General features: G+C 59.5%; 21 protein-coding genes and 2 pseudogenes. 4 read left to right on the top strand and 19 right to left on the bottom strand.

Features of this window, described 5'->3' with window-relative positions:
* Positions 1-12 precede the first annotated feature (12 nt).
* The 3 genes and pseudogenes from panB to YUA_RS52650 all read right to left on the bottom strand — a co-directional run.
* Positions 13-885, bottom strand: coding sequence for a 3-methyl-2-oxobutanoate hydroxymethyltransferase (gene panB / locus YUA_RS0122025; RefSeq protein WP_027532660.1), 873 nt, complete (start codon positions 883-885; stop codon positions 13-15).
* A gap of 26 nt (positions 886-911) precedes the next feature.
* Entirely contained in the window at positions 912-1,367 is a 456-nt protein-coding gene (gene panD / locus YUA_RS0122020) for an aspartate 1-decarboxylase (RefSeq protein ID WP_027532659.1), read from the bottom strand.
* A gap of 160 nt (positions 1,368-1,527) precedes the next feature.
* Positions 1,528-1,623: pseudogene (locus YUA_RS52650) on the bottom strand (cupin domain-containing protein); the annotation flags it as partial.
* Positions 1,624-1,673: 50 nt separating this feature from the next.
* Between YUA_RS52650 and YUA_RS0122015 the strand changes: the two are divergent.
* Positions 1,674-2,561 carry a LysR family transcriptional regulator gene (locus YUA_RS0122015; RefSeq protein ID WP_027532658.1) on the top strand — a complete coding sequence of 296 codons (888 nt, stop codon included), beginning with the start codon at positions 1,674-1,676 and terminating at the stop codon, positions 2,559-2,561.
* 455 nt (positions 2,562-3,016) lie between these two features.
* Here the strand turns inward: YUA_RS0122015 and YUA_RS0122005 are convergent, their stop codons facing one another.
* From YUA_RS0122005 to YUA_RS0121980, 6 genes are all read right to left on the bottom strand, one after another.
* The gene (locus YUA_RS0122005; protein WP_027532657.1) at positions 3,017-3,409 is read right to left on the bottom strand and encodes a putative quinol monooxygenase; all 393 of its coding nucleotides are present in this window, start codon (positions 3,407-3,409) and stop codon (positions 3,017-3,019) included.
* A gap of 101 nt (positions 3,410-3,510) precedes the next feature.
* Positions 3,511-3,900, bottom strand: a complete 390-nt coding sequence (locus YUA_RS0122000; RefSeq protein WP_027532656.1) for a DUF1330 domain-containing protein — start codon at positions 3,898-3,900, stop codon at positions 3,511-3,513.
* Between the two features lie 86 nt (positions 3,901-3,986).
* A complete protein-coding gene (locus YUA_RS0121995; protein WP_027532655.1) occupies positions 3,987-4,373 on the bottom strand; it encodes a DUF2255 family protein in 387 nt (128 codons plus the stop codon).
* Between the two features lie 90 nt (positions 4,374-4,463).
* Positions 4,464-4,859, bottom strand: coding sequence for a cupin domain-containing protein (locus YUA_RS0121990; protein ID WP_027532654.1), 396 nt, complete (start codon positions 4,857-4,859; stop codon positions 4,464-4,466).
* A gap of 129 nt (positions 4,860-4,988) precedes the next feature.
* Positions 4,989-5,774: a carboxymuconolactone decarboxylase family protein gene (locus tag YUA_RS0121985; protein WP_027532653.1), complete on the bottom strand. Its 786-nt coding sequence runs from the start codon at positions 5,772-5,774 to the stop codon at positions 4,989-4,991.
* Entirely contained in the window at positions 5,771-6,973 is a 1,203-nt protein-coding gene (locus YUA_RS0121980; RefSeq protein WP_027532652.1) for an arabinose transporter, read from the bottom strand. Before YUA_RS0121980 ends, YUA_RS0121985 begins: the two co-directional genes overlap by 4 nt.
* Before the next feature lie 151 nt (positions 6,974-7,124).
* On the opposite strand from YUA_RS0121980, the gene YUA_RS0121975 reads away from it, so the two are divergent.
* Positions 7,125-8,024 carry a LysR family transcriptional regulator gene (locus YUA_RS0121975; RefSeq protein ID WP_027532651.1) on the top strand — a complete coding sequence of 300 codons (900 nt, stop codon included), beginning with the start codon at positions 7,125-7,127 and terminating at the stop codon, positions 8,022-8,024.
* A 318-nt stretch (positions 8,025-8,342) separates the two neighbouring features.
* On the opposite strand, the gene pcaG is transcribed toward YUA_RS0121975, so the two are convergent.
* Both pcaG and pcaH read right to left on the bottom strand, forming a co-directional pair.
* Entirely contained in the window at positions 8,343-8,969 is a 627-nt protein-coding gene (gene pcaG / locus YUA_RS0121970; protein WP_027532650.1) for a protocatechuate 3,4-dioxygenase subunit alpha, read from the bottom strand.
* Between the two features lie 16 nt (positions 8,970-8,985).
* Complete coding sequence (pcaH, locus tag YUA_RS0121965) at positions 8,986-9,774, bottom strand: protocatechuate 3,4-dioxygenase subunit beta (RefSeq protein WP_027532649.1); 789 nt, start codon at positions 9,772-9,774, stop codon at positions 8,986-8,988.
* Between the two features lie 96 nt (positions 9,775-9,870).
* On the opposite strand from pcaH, the gene YUA_RS0121960 reads away from it, so the two are divergent.
* Entirely contained in the window at positions 9,871-10,815 is a 945-nt protein-coding gene (locus YUA_RS0121960; RefSeq protein WP_035971368.1) for a LysR family transcriptional regulator, read from the top strand.
* 59 nt (positions 10,816-10,874) lie between these two features.
* Here YUA_RS0121960 and YUA_RS50090 read toward each other — a convergent pair whose 3' ends face one another.
* The 5 genes and pseudogenes from YUA_RS50090 to YUA_RS0121930 all read right to left on the bottom strand — a co-directional run bounded on the left by YUA_RS50090 (position 10,875) and on the right by YUA_RS0121930 (position 15,177).
* Positions 10,875-11,054 carry a hypothetical protein gene (locus tag YUA_RS50090; protein WP_027532647.1) on the bottom strand — a complete coding sequence of 60 codons (180 nt, stop codon included), beginning with the start codon at positions 11,052-11,054 and terminating at the stop codon, positions 10,875-10,877.
* A pseudogene (locus YUA_RS48510) lies at positions 11,018-11,418 on the bottom strand (porin); the annotation flags it as partial. The gene YUA_RS50090 and the pseudogene YUA_RS48510, both read right to left, overlap by 37 nt.
* Positions 11,419-11,541: 123 nt before the next feature.
* A complete protein-coding gene (locus tag YUA_RS0121945) occupies positions 11,542-12,816 on the bottom strand; it encodes an MFS transporter (RefSeq protein WP_027532646.1) in 1,275 nt (424 codons plus the stop codon).
* A 197-nt stretch (positions 12,817-13,013) separates the two neighbouring features.
* Positions 13,014-14,135, bottom strand: coding sequence for an alpha/beta hydrolase (locus YUA_RS44615; protein ID WP_051383309.1), 1,122 nt, complete (start codon positions 14,133-14,135; stop codon positions 13,014-13,016).
* 61 nt (positions 14,136-14,196) lie between these two features.
* Positions 14,197-15,177 carry a TAXI family TRAP transporter solute-binding subunit gene (locus YUA_RS0121930; RefSeq protein ID WP_027532645.1) on the bottom strand — a complete coding sequence of 327 codons (981 nt, stop codon included), beginning with the start codon at positions 15,175-15,177 and terminating at the stop codon, positions 14,197-14,199.
* A gap of 208 nt (positions 15,178-15,385) precedes the next feature.
* Here YUA_RS0121930 and YUA_RS0121920 point away from each other — a divergent pair, with 208 nt between their 5' ends.
* Positions 15,386-16,015 (top strand): TetR/AcrR family transcriptional regulator, encoded by a 630-nt coding sequence (locus tag YUA_RS0121920; protein WP_084292765.1) that lies wholly within the window; start codon positions 15,386-15,388, stop codon positions 16,013-16,015.
* Between the two features lie 213 nt (positions 16,016-16,228).
* On the opposite strand, the gene YUA_RS0121915 is transcribed toward YUA_RS0121920, so the two are convergent.
* From YUA_RS0121915 to YUA_RS46980, 3 genes are all read right to left on the bottom strand, one after another.
* Positions 16,229-16,804 carry a MarR family winged helix-turn-helix transcriptional regulator gene (locus YUA_RS0121915; protein ID WP_084292764.1) on the bottom strand — a complete coding sequence of 192 codons (576 nt, stop codon included), beginning with the start codon at positions 16,802-16,804 and terminating at the stop codon, positions 16,229-16,231.
* A 220-nt stretch (positions 16,805-17,024) separates the two neighbouring features.
* Positions 17,025-18,020, bottom strand: a complete 996-nt coding sequence (locus tag YUA_RS0121910; RefSeq protein WP_027532642.1) for an ABC transporter substrate-binding protein — start codon at positions 18,018-18,020, stop codon at positions 17,025-17,027.
* A gap of 48 nt (positions 18,021-18,068) precedes the next feature.
* Positions 18,069-18,260, bottom strand: a complete 192-nt coding sequence (locus YUA_RS46980; RefSeq protein WP_051383305.1) for a hypothetical protein — start codon at positions 18,258-18,260, stop codon at positions 18,069-18,071.
* Between the last annotated feature and the right edge of the window lie 445 nt (positions 18,261-18,705).

Here is an 18,705-nt window from a genome sequence, read left to right as displayed (position 1 = left end):
TCGAGCTTTACTTCAGGTTGGGTTGGAAGGCGCCCAGTTTGCGATTGCGTCGCCGACGCCTTCGGGAAGGTGATAGGACTCTTGGGGTCCCGGGAATGCACCACTGCGGACATCCGCCGCCCATTGCGAAAGCGCATCATGCAACAACCGGAAACCTTCCGCATAGGCGCGAACGAATTTTGGGCGATGGATCTCGGTCAGGCCCAGCACATCGTGAAAAACGAGGACCTGCCCTGAACAGCCCGGACCGGCGCCGATTCCAATCGTCGGTATAGCCAACGAGTCGGTTGCTCGAGCAGCAAGCTCGGCCGGAATGCCTTCCAACACCAAAGCGAAACAGCCGGCTTCCTGCAGACGGTGAGCGTCATCGAGCAAACGCAGCGCCTCATCCGCTTTCCGGCCCTGCACCTTGAAACCGCCCATGACATTGACGCTCTGGGGGGTAAGACCCAGGTGGCCCATTACAGGAATCTCGCAATCGACCAGCGCACGTACCATCTCGATACGTTTGCCGCCGCCCTCGAGCTTCACCGCGGCTGCGCCTCGCTGCAGGAATCCGCCGGCATTGCGTATGGTTTCCTCGACACTCAGGTGAAAGCTGAGAAACGGCATATCGGCGACGAGCAAAGCACGGGGCTTGGTGCGCGCAACAGCCTCCAGGTGATGGTTCATCATCGCCACGCTGACCGGCAGCGTGTTTTCAAACCCGAGGCAAACATTACCGACACTGTCACCGACGAGGATGACATCGACGGCGAGGTCCGCAATTCGGGCTGCAACCGCGTCGTACGCGGTTGTCATGACGAGACGCCGCTTCTCCTCCCTCCACCGCCGCAGTATAGGAATCGTTACACGCTCAACCGCCAGCTCCGAAACGTGGCTCATTTTTTGATCCTGATCCGTCGACGTCCTCAATTCGATACTGCGGTGCGAAGTGGCAAGGTTTTGACGTCGCCGGTCTCGCCGATTATTTCGAAGTCATAGCGGCCCGCGGCGTCCGAAGTGACCGAATATGTCAACCGATCGGCAATCTCGTTGCTGCGATCGAAAGTGAGAATCTTCGGCCTCAACTCGACAATTCGCTGTTCCTCCAAGTAGGACGAACTGCAAATAATGAGCTGGTCGCCTACCTGACAGGTACGCGCGGCTGCGCCGTTGAGGACACAGCAACGCGAACCGCGCGCTCCGAAAATGACATAGGTCGAAATGCGTGCCCCGGAGTTCTTGTTCCAAATCTCCACGAACTCCATCGGCAGAACGCCCGCCTCGTGACAATGATCCGGATCTAGGGTGATTGAACCATGATAGTGAAGATTGGCTTCCGTAACGTGGATGCCATGCAGCTTGGCAGCGAGTACTTTTCTCATTCGAACTACCGTTGAGCTTGGGGCACCCAGTGCTTCCTAGTGAGCGTGCAAGAAAACTGTCAACCGGGGGAGGAAAAAAGAAATCGACGTCTCGAAAATGGTCAACAGACGCATAAAGACTCCTATTGGTTGCGCGATCACCAAACAAAGACTTCTTCCCCGGATTGCGATACGCATGGGGAAGATCCGAAGGAAAGTAGAAGGAATCGCCTGCACGAAGCAGGTGCTTCTCGTCGTTGATCGTCAACTCCAATTGTCCTTCGACGACTTTTGCCCTTCACCAGGAGATCACGTACCATCCGGAGCATGGACTGGGATGATATCCGTTACTTTCTGAGCGTCGCGCGGGCTAAGCAGTTTTCCGGCGCCGCGACCCGAATGGGAGTCGACACCGCGACTATAGCCAGACGTATCAGCTCTTTGGAGAAGTCATTGAATGCGCGCCTATTCGACAGACTTCGGACCGGATGCCTGTTAACTCAGGCCGGCGAGCGGTTCCTCGCCACAGCCGAAGAGCTGGAATCGCAGATCCTTCGCGCCCAAGGGGACCTGACCGGCTCTGATGTAGATATGAACGGAACGGTACGAATTGCGGCGCCAGATGGGTTCGGGTCGCTGTTTCTCTGTCCACGGATCGGAGATCTCAAAGCCAAATTTCCTTCCTTGACAATCCAGTTGGTCCCGATCTCGCGAGCATTCTCACTGTCCAAGCGCGAAGCTGACCTGGCGGTCACAATCGAGCGACCATCGGAAGGCAGGCTCGTCGCTCGTAAGCTAACCGACTACTCGCTTCATCTATATGCATCAGCGAGGTATTCGGATTTGCACGGTCTCCCGACATCGATGGACGACCTGTCGAACCATTGTTTGGTTACTTATGTGCCTGACCTTATCTTTGCCGATCAACTTGTCTTTATTCCTGAAGTGTACGGCCCATCTTTCAAGAGGATCGAGTGTTCGACCGTCGTAGGTCAGATGCAAGCAGTCAAAGGAGGCGCGGGCATCGGAGTCCTGCACGACTATGCGGCCGATCGGGATCAAGAGTTGAAGGTTGTCTTGCCATCGGTCGTATTCGATCGCACCTACTGGATCGTTACTCACGCCGATCTCAATGGCCTCGCCCGGGTTAGGGCTGCAATTGACTACATCCTCGATCAGGTGCGGGCCGAGAAGTCGATTTTCAAGAGACAATGATCTTCCGAGGAGAAAGCGGCCGGTGCAGCCAGTGTCGGCGACTCTAGGAATTGAGCTGGGCAGCCATGGGCGCCGCGCTGACTATGGGGGTGCGCTACACACCTGCGCACCCCCTCGCGGCGGAGGACGACCATGCCTTCATTGTTGAGTATGCCAAATCGGCGCACTCGTGATCGACGGCGCGAAAGTCGGGTGCGCCAGATATTTGTGATGTTACAACGCGATGTGTGCGCCCGAACCGAAAATCCAGTTCTGTCTCTCCGAGCAAGTAAGCACCATGGGTAAAAATTCTCCCCGTCCATCCCCCTTCTCGCGCAAGCACCACGTAAGCGGCGGAACGCAAGCCGGAGCGTGTTCGAGGATCTCAGAGGCATTGTGTCGCCGATTGAAGGTCCTCATCGCTGAAAGGCCGTTGCGATCGAACTGCGATTAGGGAGAGTTGGCTCCGCCACTCCTCACTTCGGCTTGGCGCCGAGCCGGATGGGCACTGTGTCCCGAAGCTTGAGCGACTTCACCATGTCGTTGGTAGCGGACTTGTACTTCTTGAAGTGTGCTGTTTCGAGATGCGCCTTATAAGCCTCCGCGTCCGCGTAAATCTCGAAGACGAAAACGTGAGCCGGATTCTCCTTATCGGCGACGGAATACAGCGCCAACACACCCGGCTCTAGCCGGACAGCTGCTTCGATTTGCTCCTTCACTGCCGCCTTACAGGGCTCGATTTGCGCCGGATCGATCTCGATCTCGGCCACGCGAACATAGGGATCTTTCGAGCCCTGTGCCATCGCCGAACCGCCGAAAGAAGAGGCGAGCACCGAGGCGCTGAGGATTAGAAGCTGTTTGGTATCCATACCACTCTCCTGCAAGTTAGAGCCCGAGCGCAGCGTGCTCCTCGACCCTCCGAGCGCGTAGTTCACCATCAAGCCGCGACATGCCGAGACCGACCGCTACCCTACTTCGCCATGCCCTGCACGAAATAGACATTGGAGTGGCCTGCCTTCTGCCGGATGGGCCGGAGCTGCGCATAGACCGGCGAGTTGTACCAAGCCTTTGCCTTCTCCATGCTGTCGAACTCGATGATGACGAGGCGCCCCTTCGGCGAATAGCCTTCGAGCGGCACCGGATCGCCGCCACGGACGATGAATCGACCGCCGAATGGCTTGAAGGTCGCCTCGACATTGGCGCTATAAGGCTTGATCGCCTCTCGGTCGGTCACTTCGAAATCAGCGATATAGTAGGCGGGCCCTGCCCCGGCCGGCTTGTCCTGGGCCCCCGCAGCCGAAGGCGCAAGAATGCAAAGCACCGCGCTCACAGCCGATAGCCACATCCTGCTCGTCTTCATCGATGATCTCCTTGAAAATCCCGGCGTCAGTCGTGATTGCGGCTTCAGCACTGCAAAGGTTGTGCGTTGCATCGCCGATTCTCTCCCTAGAGCTCGCGCCTCGGATCGCGCGGCGTGACCCTGACGGTCGCCGAGCGCGCGCCGGCGCCGACCATCGGATCGAGATATCTGCTGCTGCGGTACTTGGCCCGATAGGCCTCGTCGACGCGATCGATGATCGCTCCCTCGACCGGATCGAACACAACGTCCTTCGTCATGCCCGCGGCAGTGATGCGGCCCGCCTTTTGGGACAAGGCAGCCCGGTACCAGCTGGACTGTCGGCCGTTATAGGCCCGTACATAAAGAGAATCCTCGACCACAACGGACCAGATCCAGGTCGGAGTGCCATAGGTCTTTCCGTCCGGACGGAACGGCGCGATATGCAGATCGTCCGTTGCCGCGATCTTGCGAAGTTCATCATTGGACCAAGTCATGCGCAAACTCCTCAGGCGCCAGCGTCTGTCGAGCGTGCGACCATCCACGCTGCAGTCCATAACGAATGATGTACAGGCATACGCGGCGCACTACTTGCGGTACTGCTCGTCACTGACCTTTTCCATCCAGTCGACGTTCCTGCCATCGCGCGATTCCTGAATCGCAATGTGAGTCATACCCGTTGTCGGCGTCGCTCCGTGCCAGTGCTTCAGCGCCGGCGGAAACCACACCACATCCCCTGGCCGGACCTCTTCGATCGGGCCGCCCTCGCGCTGGACCCAGCCGAGACCCGAAACGATGATCAAGGTCTGGCCGAGCGGATGCGTGTGCCAGGCAGTCCGGGCGCCGGGTTCGAACGTGACCTGACCGGCGCCCACCCGCGCGGGATCGGGCGCCTGAAACAAAGGGTCCACACGGACCGAGCCGGTGAACCAGTCTGGCGAACCTTTGGCGGCGGGGCGCGAGCCGTTTCGCTTGATGTTGATTTCCATGTCTCTGCTCCTGTATTCGGTGGAACCCGTTTGCGCGGCGAGACTGCGCAGCGTCGTCAATGCAGCGATGGCGGCCGCTGCGGCTATTGCTGCGCGTCGCGAATGCGTGCTCCCGGCCATCTGTCACCGCGACCGCTTCTCGATCACGTCCTTCACGAAGGGGGCCGCGGAGAAGGCATTGGGCCACCCGGCATAGAAGGCGAGATGGCCGAGCAGCTCTCCCGCTTCCTCCCGCGTCAGGCCATTATCCATTGCCCGGTTGAGGTGATAGGTGATCTGAGCGACCTGTCCGGTCGCCACCAGAGCGCTGACGGTGATGAGGCTGCGATCCCGGGGAGCGAGCTCCGGCCGCAGCCAGAGATCGCGAAACAGCACGTCAGTCGTGTACTGGACCAGGCTCGGCGTGATCTGCCCGAATTGCTCCCCGACACGCGTCGCCCGCTGCTCTTCCGCTGCCTCATCGAGGGATAATTGCGGTCCGGATACCGGCGGGAGCTGATCGGCCCCGATGTTGCGGCTCTCGAACACGCTGCTCGCGGCCGGAATCGCATCCATCGCGTTGGCCCAGCCGGTGTAGAACGCCAGGTGCGTGATGATCTCCGAGATCTCGGCCGGCTTCACGCCATTGTCCAGCGCGAGGTTGAGATAGTGTGGCAGCTCGATCGTCTGATCGCGGGCGACAAGCGCGGCGAGCGTCACGATGCTGCGATCCCGGGGCGAAAGGCCGGCTCGCTTCCAGAGGTCTCCCTGAACAACGTCATGCGCATATTTCTCAAGTGCGGGGGCGACATTGCGGACATCTTCAGATCTGGACATGGAGTTCTCTCCTTCAGTGGTGGTCTGCCCCCAAGTGGCTGCGCAGTTGACGATCAGACAGACTGAAAACAGGGATGCTGCGAGCAGTCTCATTGTGGTCTCTCCTCCGTCGTTGCCGGGTGCACCAGCAGCCACGACGCGACGACGATCGCGCTGAGCACGGCGAGGGCGCTGGCGAGAAATACGACGCTCAGACCGGCTCCTCGCGCGATCAAGCCAAGCGCCGGACTGGCAAGTCCCTGGGCGCCGTCGAGAAAGGCGGTGTAGGCGCCCATGGCCAACCCGCGGCTCTGTGGCGGCACGCGGCGGACCGCTTCGACGCCGAACCCAGGGTAAACCAGCGAGAAGCCGAAGCCGGTAAGAGCGGCGCCCAGCAAAGCCAATTCGGGTTGATTAGCCAGCCAGATCAGCGCCTGGCCAGCGGCTTCAACTACTGCACAGATCAGCGCGACTTTTGCTCCGCCGAACGTATCAGCCACGTCGCTAAAAAAGACCCGCGCCAGGATGAACGCGACCGCATAGGCTGTATAGGCGAGCCATCCGTCGGACCACCCTCGATTGGCGAACAGCAACGCCAAGAACGTGGTCACCGCGCCGAAACCGACGCTGCCCAGTGCCGAGCCGAAGCCGGGTATCCACACGGCACCAAGCACCTTAGCAAATGAAAGACGGGTCCGAGGTACCGGGGCAACTCCGGAAAGGAGTGCAACGAGCAGCAGGGTCCCCAGCGGAGCCAACGCCGTGGCCAACGCGATCGCCGCAAAGCCGTAAACGGCGTAGAGCGCAGAGCCGGTCGGTGCGCCGATCGCAAAGGCCGCAAACATCGCCGATCCGACCCACGCAATGACCTTGCCGGTGCTCCGGGGGTCGACGATTGCCAGTCCCCAGCTCACGGCAGCCGTGATGATGAAGCTCTCCGCGCCACCGAGCAGAGCTCGTCCTAGCAAGAGAATGGATATCGCGATGAGCGGAGTGCCGGCAAAATGTAGCGAGAGCAGATATAGCAATCCGGAAAAAGTGGCGGCTAGCAGACCAAGGACCACGGCGCGCTTGGCGCCGCGGCTGTCCGAATAATGGCCGGCCCATGGTCGCGAAATCAGCGACGCAGCAAACTGACTGCCCGCGACGAGCCCGACCATGAATGTGCCAAAACCCAATCCATAGTGCACGTGAAGCGGGAGCACAGGCATTGCGACGCCGATCACGAGGAAAGCGACGAAGACCACTCCCATAATCGGCAACAACGTCGTGGTGATGCGAGGGACCGGAACCGCTTCTTCCATGCCTGACATGCCGGCCGCACTCAGAGTTCCCGCACTGTCCTGAATCTCTTGCGTCATGCCCGGTCTCTGGGGCCGCCAATCGCCCGCTGCAAACCTAAGGCTTTCGGCTGCGGCCGATTAGATGATAAACTCCTATTGGATTTATAGGGGCTGCTTATCAATGGACCGGGAGAACGCGAGCGACCTGGTTGCTTTCCTGGCCGTCGCAAGGGAACGAAGTTTCACGAGGGCCGCAGCCAGGCTTGGAATGTCCCAACCCGCTCTCAGCCAGATCGTCCGGAATTTGGAGGAACGGTTGGGCGTCCGCCTGCTCAGCCGGACAACGCGGAGCGTGGCTCCAACCCAGGCTGGAGAACGGCTGCTTAAAGGCTTAGCTCCGAGGTTCGACGAGATGGACATCGAACTGGCCGCCCTGAGCGAGCTGCGGGCCACGCCATCAGGAACCATCCGTATCACGTCGACGGAATATGCCGCCGAGTCCATCTTAATGCCGGCGTTGACCAGGATCCTTCCGAAGTACCCCGACATCAAGGTCGAAGTCATCTTCGATTACGGGCTGACCAATATCGTGGCGCAGCAATACGACGCGGGTATCCGGCCCGGCGAAATGGTGGCCAAGGACATGATCGCCGTTCGAATAGGACCGGATCTTCGGATGGCGGTGGTGGGCTCGCCCTCCTACTTCGAACTCCGCAAGAAGCCGCGTACGCCGCAGGATCTAACCAATCACAACTGCATCAATCTGCGTCTGCCCACCCATGGAGGAAGTCTCTATGCATGGGAGTTCGAGAAGGGCGGGCGCGACCTTCATGTGCGTGTCGAAGGACAACTGGTCTTCAATGGTGCCGACGCGCTACTGAAGGCATCCCTGAAAGGACTTGGGCTTGCCTATCTGACCGAGGCACACGTGCAGCGGTACCTTGCGAGCGGGCAGCTCATTCGCGTGCTTTCGGACTGGTGTCCACCGTTTTCGGGCTATCACCTCTACTATCCCAGCCGCCGGCAGCCTTCGCCGGCATTCTCAGTGCTGGTCGAAGCGTTGCGGTATCGGCGGATGTAGGCCCCGCATGGCTGCCTAGAAGTAGCATCGCGACTTGGCGCCGCCTCTTGCGGCCCCACGTCTCGCGCGCGCAACGAACCCCGATCTCAGCTAAGCGGCCTCGAGTACCCTGGCAGAGTATTGCCGATTGGCGGCCGGATCACCAACAGATTCATTTTCCCATAGTCGCGCCTACCGGTGTCGACGATTCAGTGCTCGCGGAGACCACGACGATGACACTGCTTCAAAGGCAACAGACAGCCCAATTCCGCTCATCATTGATCGCTGCATGGACCGCGAGCCGTTCGCGCCAGGTGCTAGGGCGGCGAGCCGCAAAACTCAGATGTCGAAAAAGACGGTCTCCGCCGGCCCCTGCAGATTGATCGTGAAGGAATACACGACCTTGCCGGCGCGCTCGCTGCGTGTGGCGATCAGCGTCTTGCGGCGCCCCGCTGGCTCGACCAGGTTGAGCACGGGATCGACGGCATTCGCCGCCTCCCCGTCGGAGAAATAGAGTCGCGTGTTGAGCCCGATATTGATGCCGCGCGCGACGATCCAGACGTTGACGTGCGGCGCGGATTTGCGGCCGGTCTTGTCGACGATCGGGCCCGGCTTGATGGTCTCGAACGTCACGAGGCCGCTCTCGAAATCGGAGACTGCGCGGCCCCAGCCGCGAAAGTCTTCGTCCACCACGCCGGTCGAGCGATCGGCCGGATGGTTGTAGCGACCGGCGGCATTGGCCTGCCAGATCTCGAGCAGCACATCGCGCAGCGGCGTACCGCTGCCGTCGATCACCTTGCCTTCCAGTGTGATGCGTTCGCCCGGAGTCTTCGGGGTCACCAGCACGTTGGAGAAGTTCTTCTCAAAAATATCGAAACCGGCCATGGCCGGGATCAGCCCGATATGGACGTATGGGCCAGCGGTCTGCGAGGCGGTTTCCTTGAGATAGTTGAGCGGCTGCGGCATGATTTGTGTCCTTGGCTCAGTTCCCCTCGGGGCGGTTCTCGAAATAGGTGGAGCGCTGACCGCGCAGCACGATGTCGAAGCGGTACGCGAGCGAGTCGAACGGCGTGCTCGCATTGAGGTCGAGCGGCGCCACCAGGCGCTCGAGGGCGTCCTTGTCCGGGATCGTCGTAAGGATCGGGCAGACCGGGATCAGGGGATCGCCCTCGAAGTACATCTGCGTGATCAGCCGCTGCGCAAAGCCCGAGCCGAACACCGAGAAGTGGATGTGGGCGGGACGCCAGCTGTTGACGTAGTTGCGCCAGGGATAGGGGCCCGGCTTTATGGTACGGAAATAATAGTAGCCGGCGTCGTTCGTCAGTGCGCGGCCGCAGCCGCCGAAATTCGGATCAATCGGGGCGAGATAGGTATCCTTCCTGTGCCGATAGCGGCCGCCGGCATTCGCCTGCCAAAACTCGACCAGCGTGTTCGGCACGCCGCGGCCGGTCTCGTCGAGCACGCGGCCGTGGACGATGATGCGTTCGCCGACGGGGTCGCCGTCCTTGGCGTAGTTGCGGATCAAATCATTGTCGAGCGGGCCGAGATCGTTATGACCGAACACCGGGCCAGTGATCTCCGAGATCGAGTTTTCGATCGACAATAGCGCCTGACGGGGCGAGCGCAGCACCGAGGATTTGTAACCGGGCGCATGCGCTGGCGGATGGATGGAGTGGTCGCGCTGGAAGAAGCCGCCGTCGCGAGGCGTAAAGGGTTCGGGACGGTTGAGACGGGTATCCTGCACGGCTGGAATCGGAGCCCGGGCATTCATCGGCGGAGTCTCTCCCTCTGGCGCCCGGGTCCGGGCACATGGCTTATCGGGAGATCATGGGGCCGGCCTATTCTCTAGATAAATAGATCGATTATAATGAATTCCATGAAAGAAATCGATCATTTGGCCCTCGACGGCCATGCCCTCGAATTGTTCCTCGCCGTGCTGGAGGAAGGCTCGGTGACAGCGGCCGCAACGCGGCTCGGGCTGACGCAATCGGCGGTCAGCCACGGGCTGAACAAGCTGCGGCGGATCGCTGGCGATCCGCTGTTCGCCAAATCTGGCCGCGGCATCGTCGCGACGGCGCACGCCCAGGCGCTGGCCGCAAAAGCGCGCGCGCTGATCGACCAGATGCGCAGCTTTGCCGGCGGCGTCACGTTCGAGCCGAAGCTCGCCCAGCTCTCGCTCACGATCGCAGCCAACGATTTCCAGCGCGATCTCCTGCTTCCCAAATTCTTCGACCACGTCGCCGCGCAGGTGAAGAGCCTGAACCTGCGCGTGAACCCCTCGCGATCGCCGTCGCCAGCGATGCTGCGCGAAAACCGCTGCGATCTCCTGGTCACGCCTTTGCCGCCGTCGGGCGTCGACATCATGCAGAGGCGTCTGCTGAGCGATCAATACGTCTGCTACTTCGACTCCAAGGCGCGTACCGCTCCGTCCGGCCGCGGCGCCTATCTCACGGCGCACCACATCACCGTAGTCTACACCGACAACGAGCGGCTCGACTTCGACCGCCGGCTTGCGGCCAAGGGCTTCCACCGCGAGATCGCGATTTCCGTGCCGAGTTTCTCCGGCGTGCCGTCATTCCTGCGAGGCTCGCGCATGCTGGCGAGCATGCCGAGCCTGCTGGCATCCGGCGTCATGCGCGGCTTCGCACAGGTGCGGATTCCGCTGGCGTCGCGCACAAGGACGCTGGCCGAGCTGCCGATGTTCATGGTCTGGCACCAGCGCTATCAGAAGGATCCGGCGCATCGCTGGATCAGGAACCAGCTCGAGACGATCACGGCGACCGTTGCTTCAACTTCCGCGACTTCGACGTGACGGTCAACAGTGATTGTTTGAACATCTCCGATAGACCGCTCCCATTTTTAGGACCGAAATCAATTGTCGTGCTTGCTCCATATCATCATCCCGTAGCCCCCTCCCGCAATGGCGCGGCTGAGTTCGTTGGCGGCGGCGATCGTCTTTCGGAACTGCCGGATCAGCTCGGCCGCTTCCCTCTCGGTCAGGCCACGCAGCATCACGCGCTGCCCGTGCCGACGTAGTTGCCTGTCGTCCATGTAAAGGTCGCATTGAAGTAGGTACGAACTATGCCGTACTCAGTCGCGGTACGCGTATCGATATTCAGTTCTTCACGGGAACGAGCGGTGTAGTAATTGCTGAGACGGTCGCTTGCGCCCGCCGTGCCATTCGTTCTGTTGTTGAAGCTGGTGTTTGTATTCAACGCGCCATCGACACGCAGCTAACCGCCAAGCTTGATGCAGGTGTCAGTGCCCGGGATGAAGTAAAATCCGGCACCGTAGAGGGAGCAGACCTTCACGTATTCGACCCCCTGGCCCTGATCGGGAGGTCGGCAGCCTCCGCCGTGCCGACAGCGATGAGACAGGCCCCCGAACTCAGCAAAACTCTCCTAATCAACTTCATTTCCTTTCAAGGGTGTATTTAGTTGTGGAGCTTCACAATCTGCACGATTGTCCCGAGCGTGGATCGATCTCCTCCCGGCGCTCCGCAATCGGCTGATCGGACTGGACCTGAGCGAGACGGCGTTTAGACCAATTCATCAGATACGTTTGGACTTCGCAGGAAACCGCGTCGTGCGACCTCAAAGAGCAACGCGGCCACTAGCAGTGAGCAGCCCACAAACAACGCCAGGCTTTGGCCGATCATGGAGCTGTTCGCGAAGACTTTCTGATTGATAAGGGCAACGCCACTCGGACCGATCAGTGACGAAAGTCCACCGATCAAGATCCAGACCGATGCCGCCTTACCACGCAGATCACCAGTTACCGACATCTGAAGGGAGGCCGTAGTTGCTGCCTGGCTTCCCGCGATCAGCGTCATTCCCACACCAAGAAGTGACAAACTCAAGATCGGACCAGGAACGAGGTAGGCGCCGCACAGTGGAAGTAGCGCGAGCGGCAGCATGATCAATTGATATCGCAGGTGGACGTCGCGCACTCCGCGGCGGAGGAGATGGTCGCACATCCATCCATGAATCGGCAGGCTAGCAAGAGGGCCCACTAGAATGACGGCACCGAACCAAAATCCGGTCTCGGCTGGAGTCCAGCCATGCACGCGAGCGAAGAAGCTCGGAGTCGCGCCCATGATTGCAATATAGACGCTCTGGAACATCACAAAGCCGAGATGCAGCCCCGTGAAGTAGCGCCAGCGACCCCGCATAAAGCCAAAATACCCAAAATAGCCCGGTCGCTCGGAAGCGGCGGTATGCATGTCACTCCGCGCGGTCTCGCGGAAGGCAAAGATAAAGATTGCGACCGCGAGGCCGGGCAATCCGATGGCAAAGAGGATTATTTGCCAGCCACGAAGGACAATAAGAGGCGCGATCTCATAACTAACGTGCGGATTGAAGAGTGCGGCGAGCGCGCCCCCAACAAGCAGGGCCACGCCGGCGCCACCCTTCTGGCCCATCGCATAGAATGCGAAGGGCAAGGTGCGGGACTTGGGTTGGAAGGAATCCGATATGATTGAATGCGCACTAGGAACCAGGGCCGCTTCGCCGGCGCCGACACCGGCTCTGGCAAGCAGCATCGACGGAAAGCCCGTGGCCAGCCCGCAAGCAATCGTTGACAGGCTCCAGAAACCCACGCCGCCGAAAATAATCTTGCGACGCGAAAAACGATCGACAGCCCAGCCTATCGGAAGACCCATGAGCGAGAAGGTAATGGCAAATGCCCCGCCGTAGATGAAGCTTGCCTGTAGTTCACTGATCTGCAGATCGGCTCTGATGTCGTCGAGGAAGAGCGCGATGACGTTCCGGTCAAGCAATGACAGGATGGTCAGCAGCGTGATAAACATGACCATCAGCCAGGCTTGCACAGATGACTGCGCGGCTACCTGCGGCGTGGACTCGTCACTATTCAGTCGATACCGAGCATCCAAAACATTTCCTCTTCATTTTTTCGGTCGCTCTTTGGCGACACTATTCTTTCGACGAGGGCAGCGCCCCCCTTCACGTCGGCCGTCAGCATGTTTCGGCCATGACCCCTACCGGCTGATCCTCAGGGCAATTCCCGAGCCCATGTCACCAATCGACGAGCCAACTGGTCCTGTAGTTCGTTCAATCCGATCATGAAGTGCGTAGCGCCCCCCAAAACTTCGCTGGTGAACCCGTCTGCTCGGGCCTCTGCATAGCTTCGCAGGTAAGACGGATAGACGATCTCGTCATTCTCAAATTCGATGCAAAGAACCGGCACGCTCGTGCGAGCATGGCACGCCGGACCGTTCGCGCGTGAATGGTCGATGCTCCATTGGCTGAGCCAAGTTCTCATAGTGCTCAATCGCCCCATGCTAAGATGCGCCTCGTTCAACCGTTTGGTCAGCTCCAGTGAGCGAGCCTTGCGTCCATTTGGATCGAGGGTGAGGTCAACGAAGCGTGGGTCGGCGCCCGTGCCGTGCACGAGAAGGATCTGCTCGCGGGGTCCGTCGGAGCGGGTGCGAAGTTCAGCAAGCGTGGCAAGCGCATTCTGGGAGATACGGCGATTGCGCGCCACCTGCGCATTTCTAAAGGTGCGGATCCAGTCGCGATCAAAAGGAACGGGGCGCTGAATAAAGAGGTCAAACTCTTGATCGCGTATCAGCGGGTTAGATTCGTCGATGAAAGCCGGGTCAAGCCATTCGGTAAGTGCATGAGCCCTGCTCGGATGAGGAGCGACCAGCGCAATCGCATCTGCTTTGCTAAGCCCGTCAATCTCAATCGCTTCGCCGTCGGGGAGAGTTGCTATTGTCGGGTTTTCAGCTTCTGACTGATAGAGGCAAGATAACGATCCGCCCCCTGAATTGCCGACCAAGATTACTTTTTCATAGCCCTGATCACGAAGAAACTCAACGCCTCGCCCGAGATCCTGGATGCAGCGCTCCATCGTGAGCTCGAGTTCGTTGTTGATGTAGCGCGTCGCCATGCCAAGGGCGGCCGCGCCGTTGCGATGGAGATGCGGCAAGAGGTAGTGAGTGGTGAAATTGCCTGCGGGATGGCAAAGAATGAAGGCAACGCTCTTGTCACAGCCTTCATCGCAAAGCCTTGCGTTCAGAAATAGCGGAAATGCATCGCTGCCACGTCGGGCGTCTGTGCTCGCCGCCGAAGTGGAGACCAACGTCACAGCCTTCCCACTCACTATCGCCATCCGCGACCTCCTCTCCCGACAGGATGGTGTCCGGCCGCCCAAGGGGACGGCCGGACTTGCGTCATTTCATGTAGCCTTTTTCCCGGTAGTACCGTTCTGCGCCAGGGTGCAGCGGCGCACCGACGCCTTTCCACATAACGTTGGGATCAATCGGGTAGGTCAAAGGAGCGATCTCTGAGGGAAGATGACGATAGCGTCCCTCCAGTTCAGCACGCTGCTCCACCATGATTGACGTGACCCGGTACGCCAACTCGTCGTCCATGTCGTCACGAACCAGGATCGCCCAATTCGACCAGTCCAGGCACGGAATATCCTCCGGCACGCGAAGATAGCCCTTGCGCAGGACTGCTGGACGAAGACCATACTTGCTTTCGAGTGCCTTCAGCGCCTGCGGCTCGAACGGCAAGAAACGCATAGGCACTTTTTCGACGAGCTCGCGCCACTGGGGCACGACAATTGCCTCGTTGATCAACGCATTCGCTTGGCCATTTGTGACGAATGGGACGGAAATGCGCGGGAAATCGTGTTCGAGCCACTCGCCGCCCCAAGCCTCGACCTCGACACCGTGTTCTTCGAACACGCGGTCGATGGCCCACATCATCAAGTTATCTTTGGTGCGAAAGCCGCTCGCGATCTTCAAGGGATACTTGCGCTCGCGCAAATCCTTGAATGAGGTGATGCCGGTGTCCTCGCGAACAGCGAATACGAGCCGGTCGTTCTGAGGAAGCCAACCCAGGCTCCTTATGGCCGGCGCAGGCCCCTTGTCCTTGAAGAAGTTGCTACCGGCGATCGCCCATTCCGGCGATACGTTGTAAGGGGTCGTGATGGTGAGATCGACCTCTTTGCTCGTGAGACCTTCGATATTGTCGCCGTATCCCGTTCCGGTCTTGATCCAGAACGTGGATCCAGGCTGCGACTGCCAGCGCAGATGAGCGGCGATCCACCCCGCGATCGCGTGGAAGTTCGCATTGCCCCAGTCGGCCATGATCTTGAAATCTACGCGCGGTCCGATTGAGCCAGCGCTACCCTTTTGATTGACCAAGCGATTTCCTCCTTATTGCTGAGGTTGTCCATGCACGAGAGATTTTCTTCCTCTTGCATTTCGCCGTATATCCTTACGGTCAACCCACCGTATATCCTTACGGTGCACCGGATGCCAGCGCTTTTTGCGACCATTGGGTGGGGGAAGCGCTTGGACGCAGATTGCCAATTTGCGTTTTCTGGGCGAGATGTAAGTCAGGGAGTGTCGATTGGCGCGCGCAACAAGCAATGTTCGATCCGAGCAAAAGGAAGCGACTCGAGAACAGATTCTCGAGGCAGCTACCGAGCTACTTGCTAAGCATGGATATGCCGCCTTTCGTGTCGCCGCCGTCGCCCAAGAAGCCGGCGTCTCGCTCGGCGGACAGCTTCATCATTTTCCAACCAAAGATTCACTGGTCATTGCGGTCTTGGAAAGGCTGTCAGATCGCGTGTTGACACTTGCGCAGCGCGACGCTTTGGCCGATCGCAAGGGAAGTGATCCTCTTCTACTCATCGCGGAGAGCGCAACGCGCTTCTATTCGGCGCCCGAGTTCCTGATCTACCTGGACATCTTTCTTTCGGTTCGCAGGCATACACTTGTTGGCGATAAAGCCGTTGCGCTTCTTCTATCTCAGCGCATTGCGACGGAGCGTCTCTGGTTGCGGCATCTCACTGAGCGAGGATTGGCCGAGAAGGAAGCTCTGTCGGTGATCCGGGCGCTCTGGGGTTTGTGTCGCGGGCTGGCCATCTCCTCGGCCCGAGACAAGGATGGCGCTAATAGCAAGACCGCCCTGGATTTGGTTGTGCGTGCGTTGCGCCAAATGTGCTTCCAACATCGGATAAATGACGAGACTGTCTAATCGAAGGGGCACACCGCCACCTCAGTCGAGGCAAGGCTTCGATTGGAGGCTTCGGGAGCACGAGCTTGTGTGCTCATTAGCCCCTGCGCCGCATCAGTTGTGGATCTAGGCCCGCAACAGTGCGCCGAAATGTCCGCCCCACGTGCGTTCGCCGCAGGTATTGGTGCCGCGGGGTCGGTGAAGCGACGCGAGCGGCAAGTGCTGGCCTGCAATTTAGTCAACCCTGAACCGCCGTGCGGACCTCAGGCTAGTGAACTCTTCTGGCGCCGTGCTGATCGTTCCCTTCAGTGTCTGAGTCGCTTCGATGACGGCCTTGTACCCTTCATTAGCAAAGCGCAGCAGGAAGCGGAGTTCGGCTTCCGAATAGCCGCCCCAGAGTTTGTGCATCGCCTGGCGCATTGGCTCGCAGAAGCGTCCAATTTTGGAGGTAGTCTCGGGAATAATGGCGATATGCACCTTCCGCCGGTCCGCCTTGTCTCGTTCCCTGCGCACATAGCCGGCCTTCTCGAGGCGATTTAGCACTCCGGTAATCCCTCCCGTGGTCAGCCCCGTGACCTCGGCAAGCCGGCCAGCCGGCACCCTCCCCTCAAAATGAAGCAAGTTCAGGCATTCGAGATCCGAGCCGGAAATACCGGCTGCAGTCGCAACAGCTTGGCTGAATAGCGTGCTGTACGCCGACGACCGACGCAACGCCTCCTCGAGTTCCTTCGCCAGTGCTGCTCGCGATCTTGCCGTTGGCAAAGTCCTCACCCTGTCTCGGAATGTGTTTGTTGCAGGCAAAAAAATCATGTGCGGCTGAAAGTTCGGCGTTTCCTCACATGCCGGTCAAGGTACCGACCAACATCACTGGATCCCGCTGGCGTTGACCCGTACAGGTTCGCCGAAGACGACCTTCATAGACCACGCCGGGATGCACAGCCGATGCCGCAGCTTTCCTGAGTTCCTCCGTCAAAAGACTTGCTGTCCAAACGACAAGCAAAACCAGACGTCCTCAAGCTTTATCTGCAAGTCAGATTTTGAACGTCGCCTGCGTCGATGAATGAAAAAGTTCGTCCACCGCCAGCCGACGCGACGAGAGACCCTGCTCATGGTGGAACGCCAGAAACCGATCGAGGACATGCCGGTTGGCTTCGACGCCGTAGGCCCAGAAATCCTCTCCCATCAACTGGCGCGCGGAACGAAGCAATTCGTCGACGAAGGGCAATGTGACCTTTGTCGCGGATGTGTCGACGAGGAGTTCCAGCGCGCGATCTTTAGCCATTGAGAACGCCTTGAAGATCGCGACGGGCAACCACGGGTGATCCTCGACCAGCTCCTTGCGGACACCAATCAGATGCATGATCGGGAAAATCTTCGTCCGCTTATAATAGTCGCTCGCGACCTTCTGAGGATCGGACCACAACCATCCTACGTTCGGATTTTGCTGCTCGAACGGGGATGGGGCGCGGGGGGCGATAATTGCGTCAATGTCGCCATCCCTCAGCATTTGGGCAAGCGTCTTGTCCGCGGGAGCCTGCTCGATCTTGATGGTCGACGGAAGCTGTACCGCGATTTTCTCAGGTCGCCCAAGCTGCTCTAGACCGCCGCGCACCCAAGTCACGTCGGAAGGAGCGACGCCATAGTCTTCCTGGAGGATCGCTCGGGCCCACACGCAAGCCGTGAGTTGATACTCGGGCGTACCGATTCGCCGACCCCGCAAGTCCTGAGGATGCTCGATTCCCCGATCAGTTCGGATGCAAATCGCGGTGTGGCGAAACGCTCGCGACGGGAATACCGGCACTCCGATATAGGGATTGTTGCCGGCCGCCGTCCTGACGGCAAAACTGCTGAGCGACAGCTCGCTGACGTCGAACGCCTTGTCGCGGAACGAGCGGAAGAACATCTCCTCCGGCGAAAGCAGCATGAAAACGGGATCCACGCCGTCAATTCCCACGTCGCCGTCAACCATGGGCCGCGTGCGATCGTAATTTCCTGTCGCGATCGAAAGTCTAAGCTTTGTCGTCACTTCTTACTCCTGTTATCGGAATCCTGCGGCCTGCTCTGGAGGCCACGTTCACCGCGCTTGCGTTCCGGCCGTGCTGGCACTTGCGGCTAATATCGCGAGCACGTCCTGCTCCGCTGCTGCCGCGCTGCCATAACGGGGAAACGTCGTAATGAAGGCGCGAGACGCATCTGCCGGATAGTAGATCTCGAGAAAGTAGCGTTTGTTCTGCTCGTCAAGCACCGGCTCGATACGAATCATCATAGTGCGTCTCCCAAATCCTGGTGATCGTCGAGTTGGCTGAGCATTTCCAAATCGTCGCTCAATTTCTCTGGAAGTCCCCGGAAGCCCGAGGAGCATCTCCAGCTCGCGTGACGTTAGTGATCGCGTTGCGACTTCCACGACCGTGATGCCTGCCGGCAATAACTCCCGCTCCAGCGCGCGGCCTCGCACTGTCAGATAGACATTCATCTTGCGTGAGCATGATTGCCGCCATCGTCGTTGGCTCCATCGTACCAACGCGCGTGGAGAGCTCACGCTGGGTAAGACCATCTTCATCCCAGAGGGCCCGCAAGAAATACCACATGCCGAGCGACACCCTGTGAGGTTCGATCCGGACCTGGAGTGCGCGCTGAACCAAACGATGCGTCCGGCGGATTTGATATCCGACACTCCGCTCAAGCGGCAGCGCCGGCATGTCTTCTCTCCG

The organism is Bradyrhizobium sp. WSM3983 (assembly GCF_000473045.1).
In the GTDB taxonomy this organism is placed as follows: Bacteria; Pseudomonadota; Alphaproteobacteria; order Rhizobiales; family Xanthobacteraceae; genus Bradyrhizobium.
The sequence above is the reverse complement of the archived record's forward strand: the minus strand, read 5'-3'. Positions and strand labels throughout refer to the sequence as shown.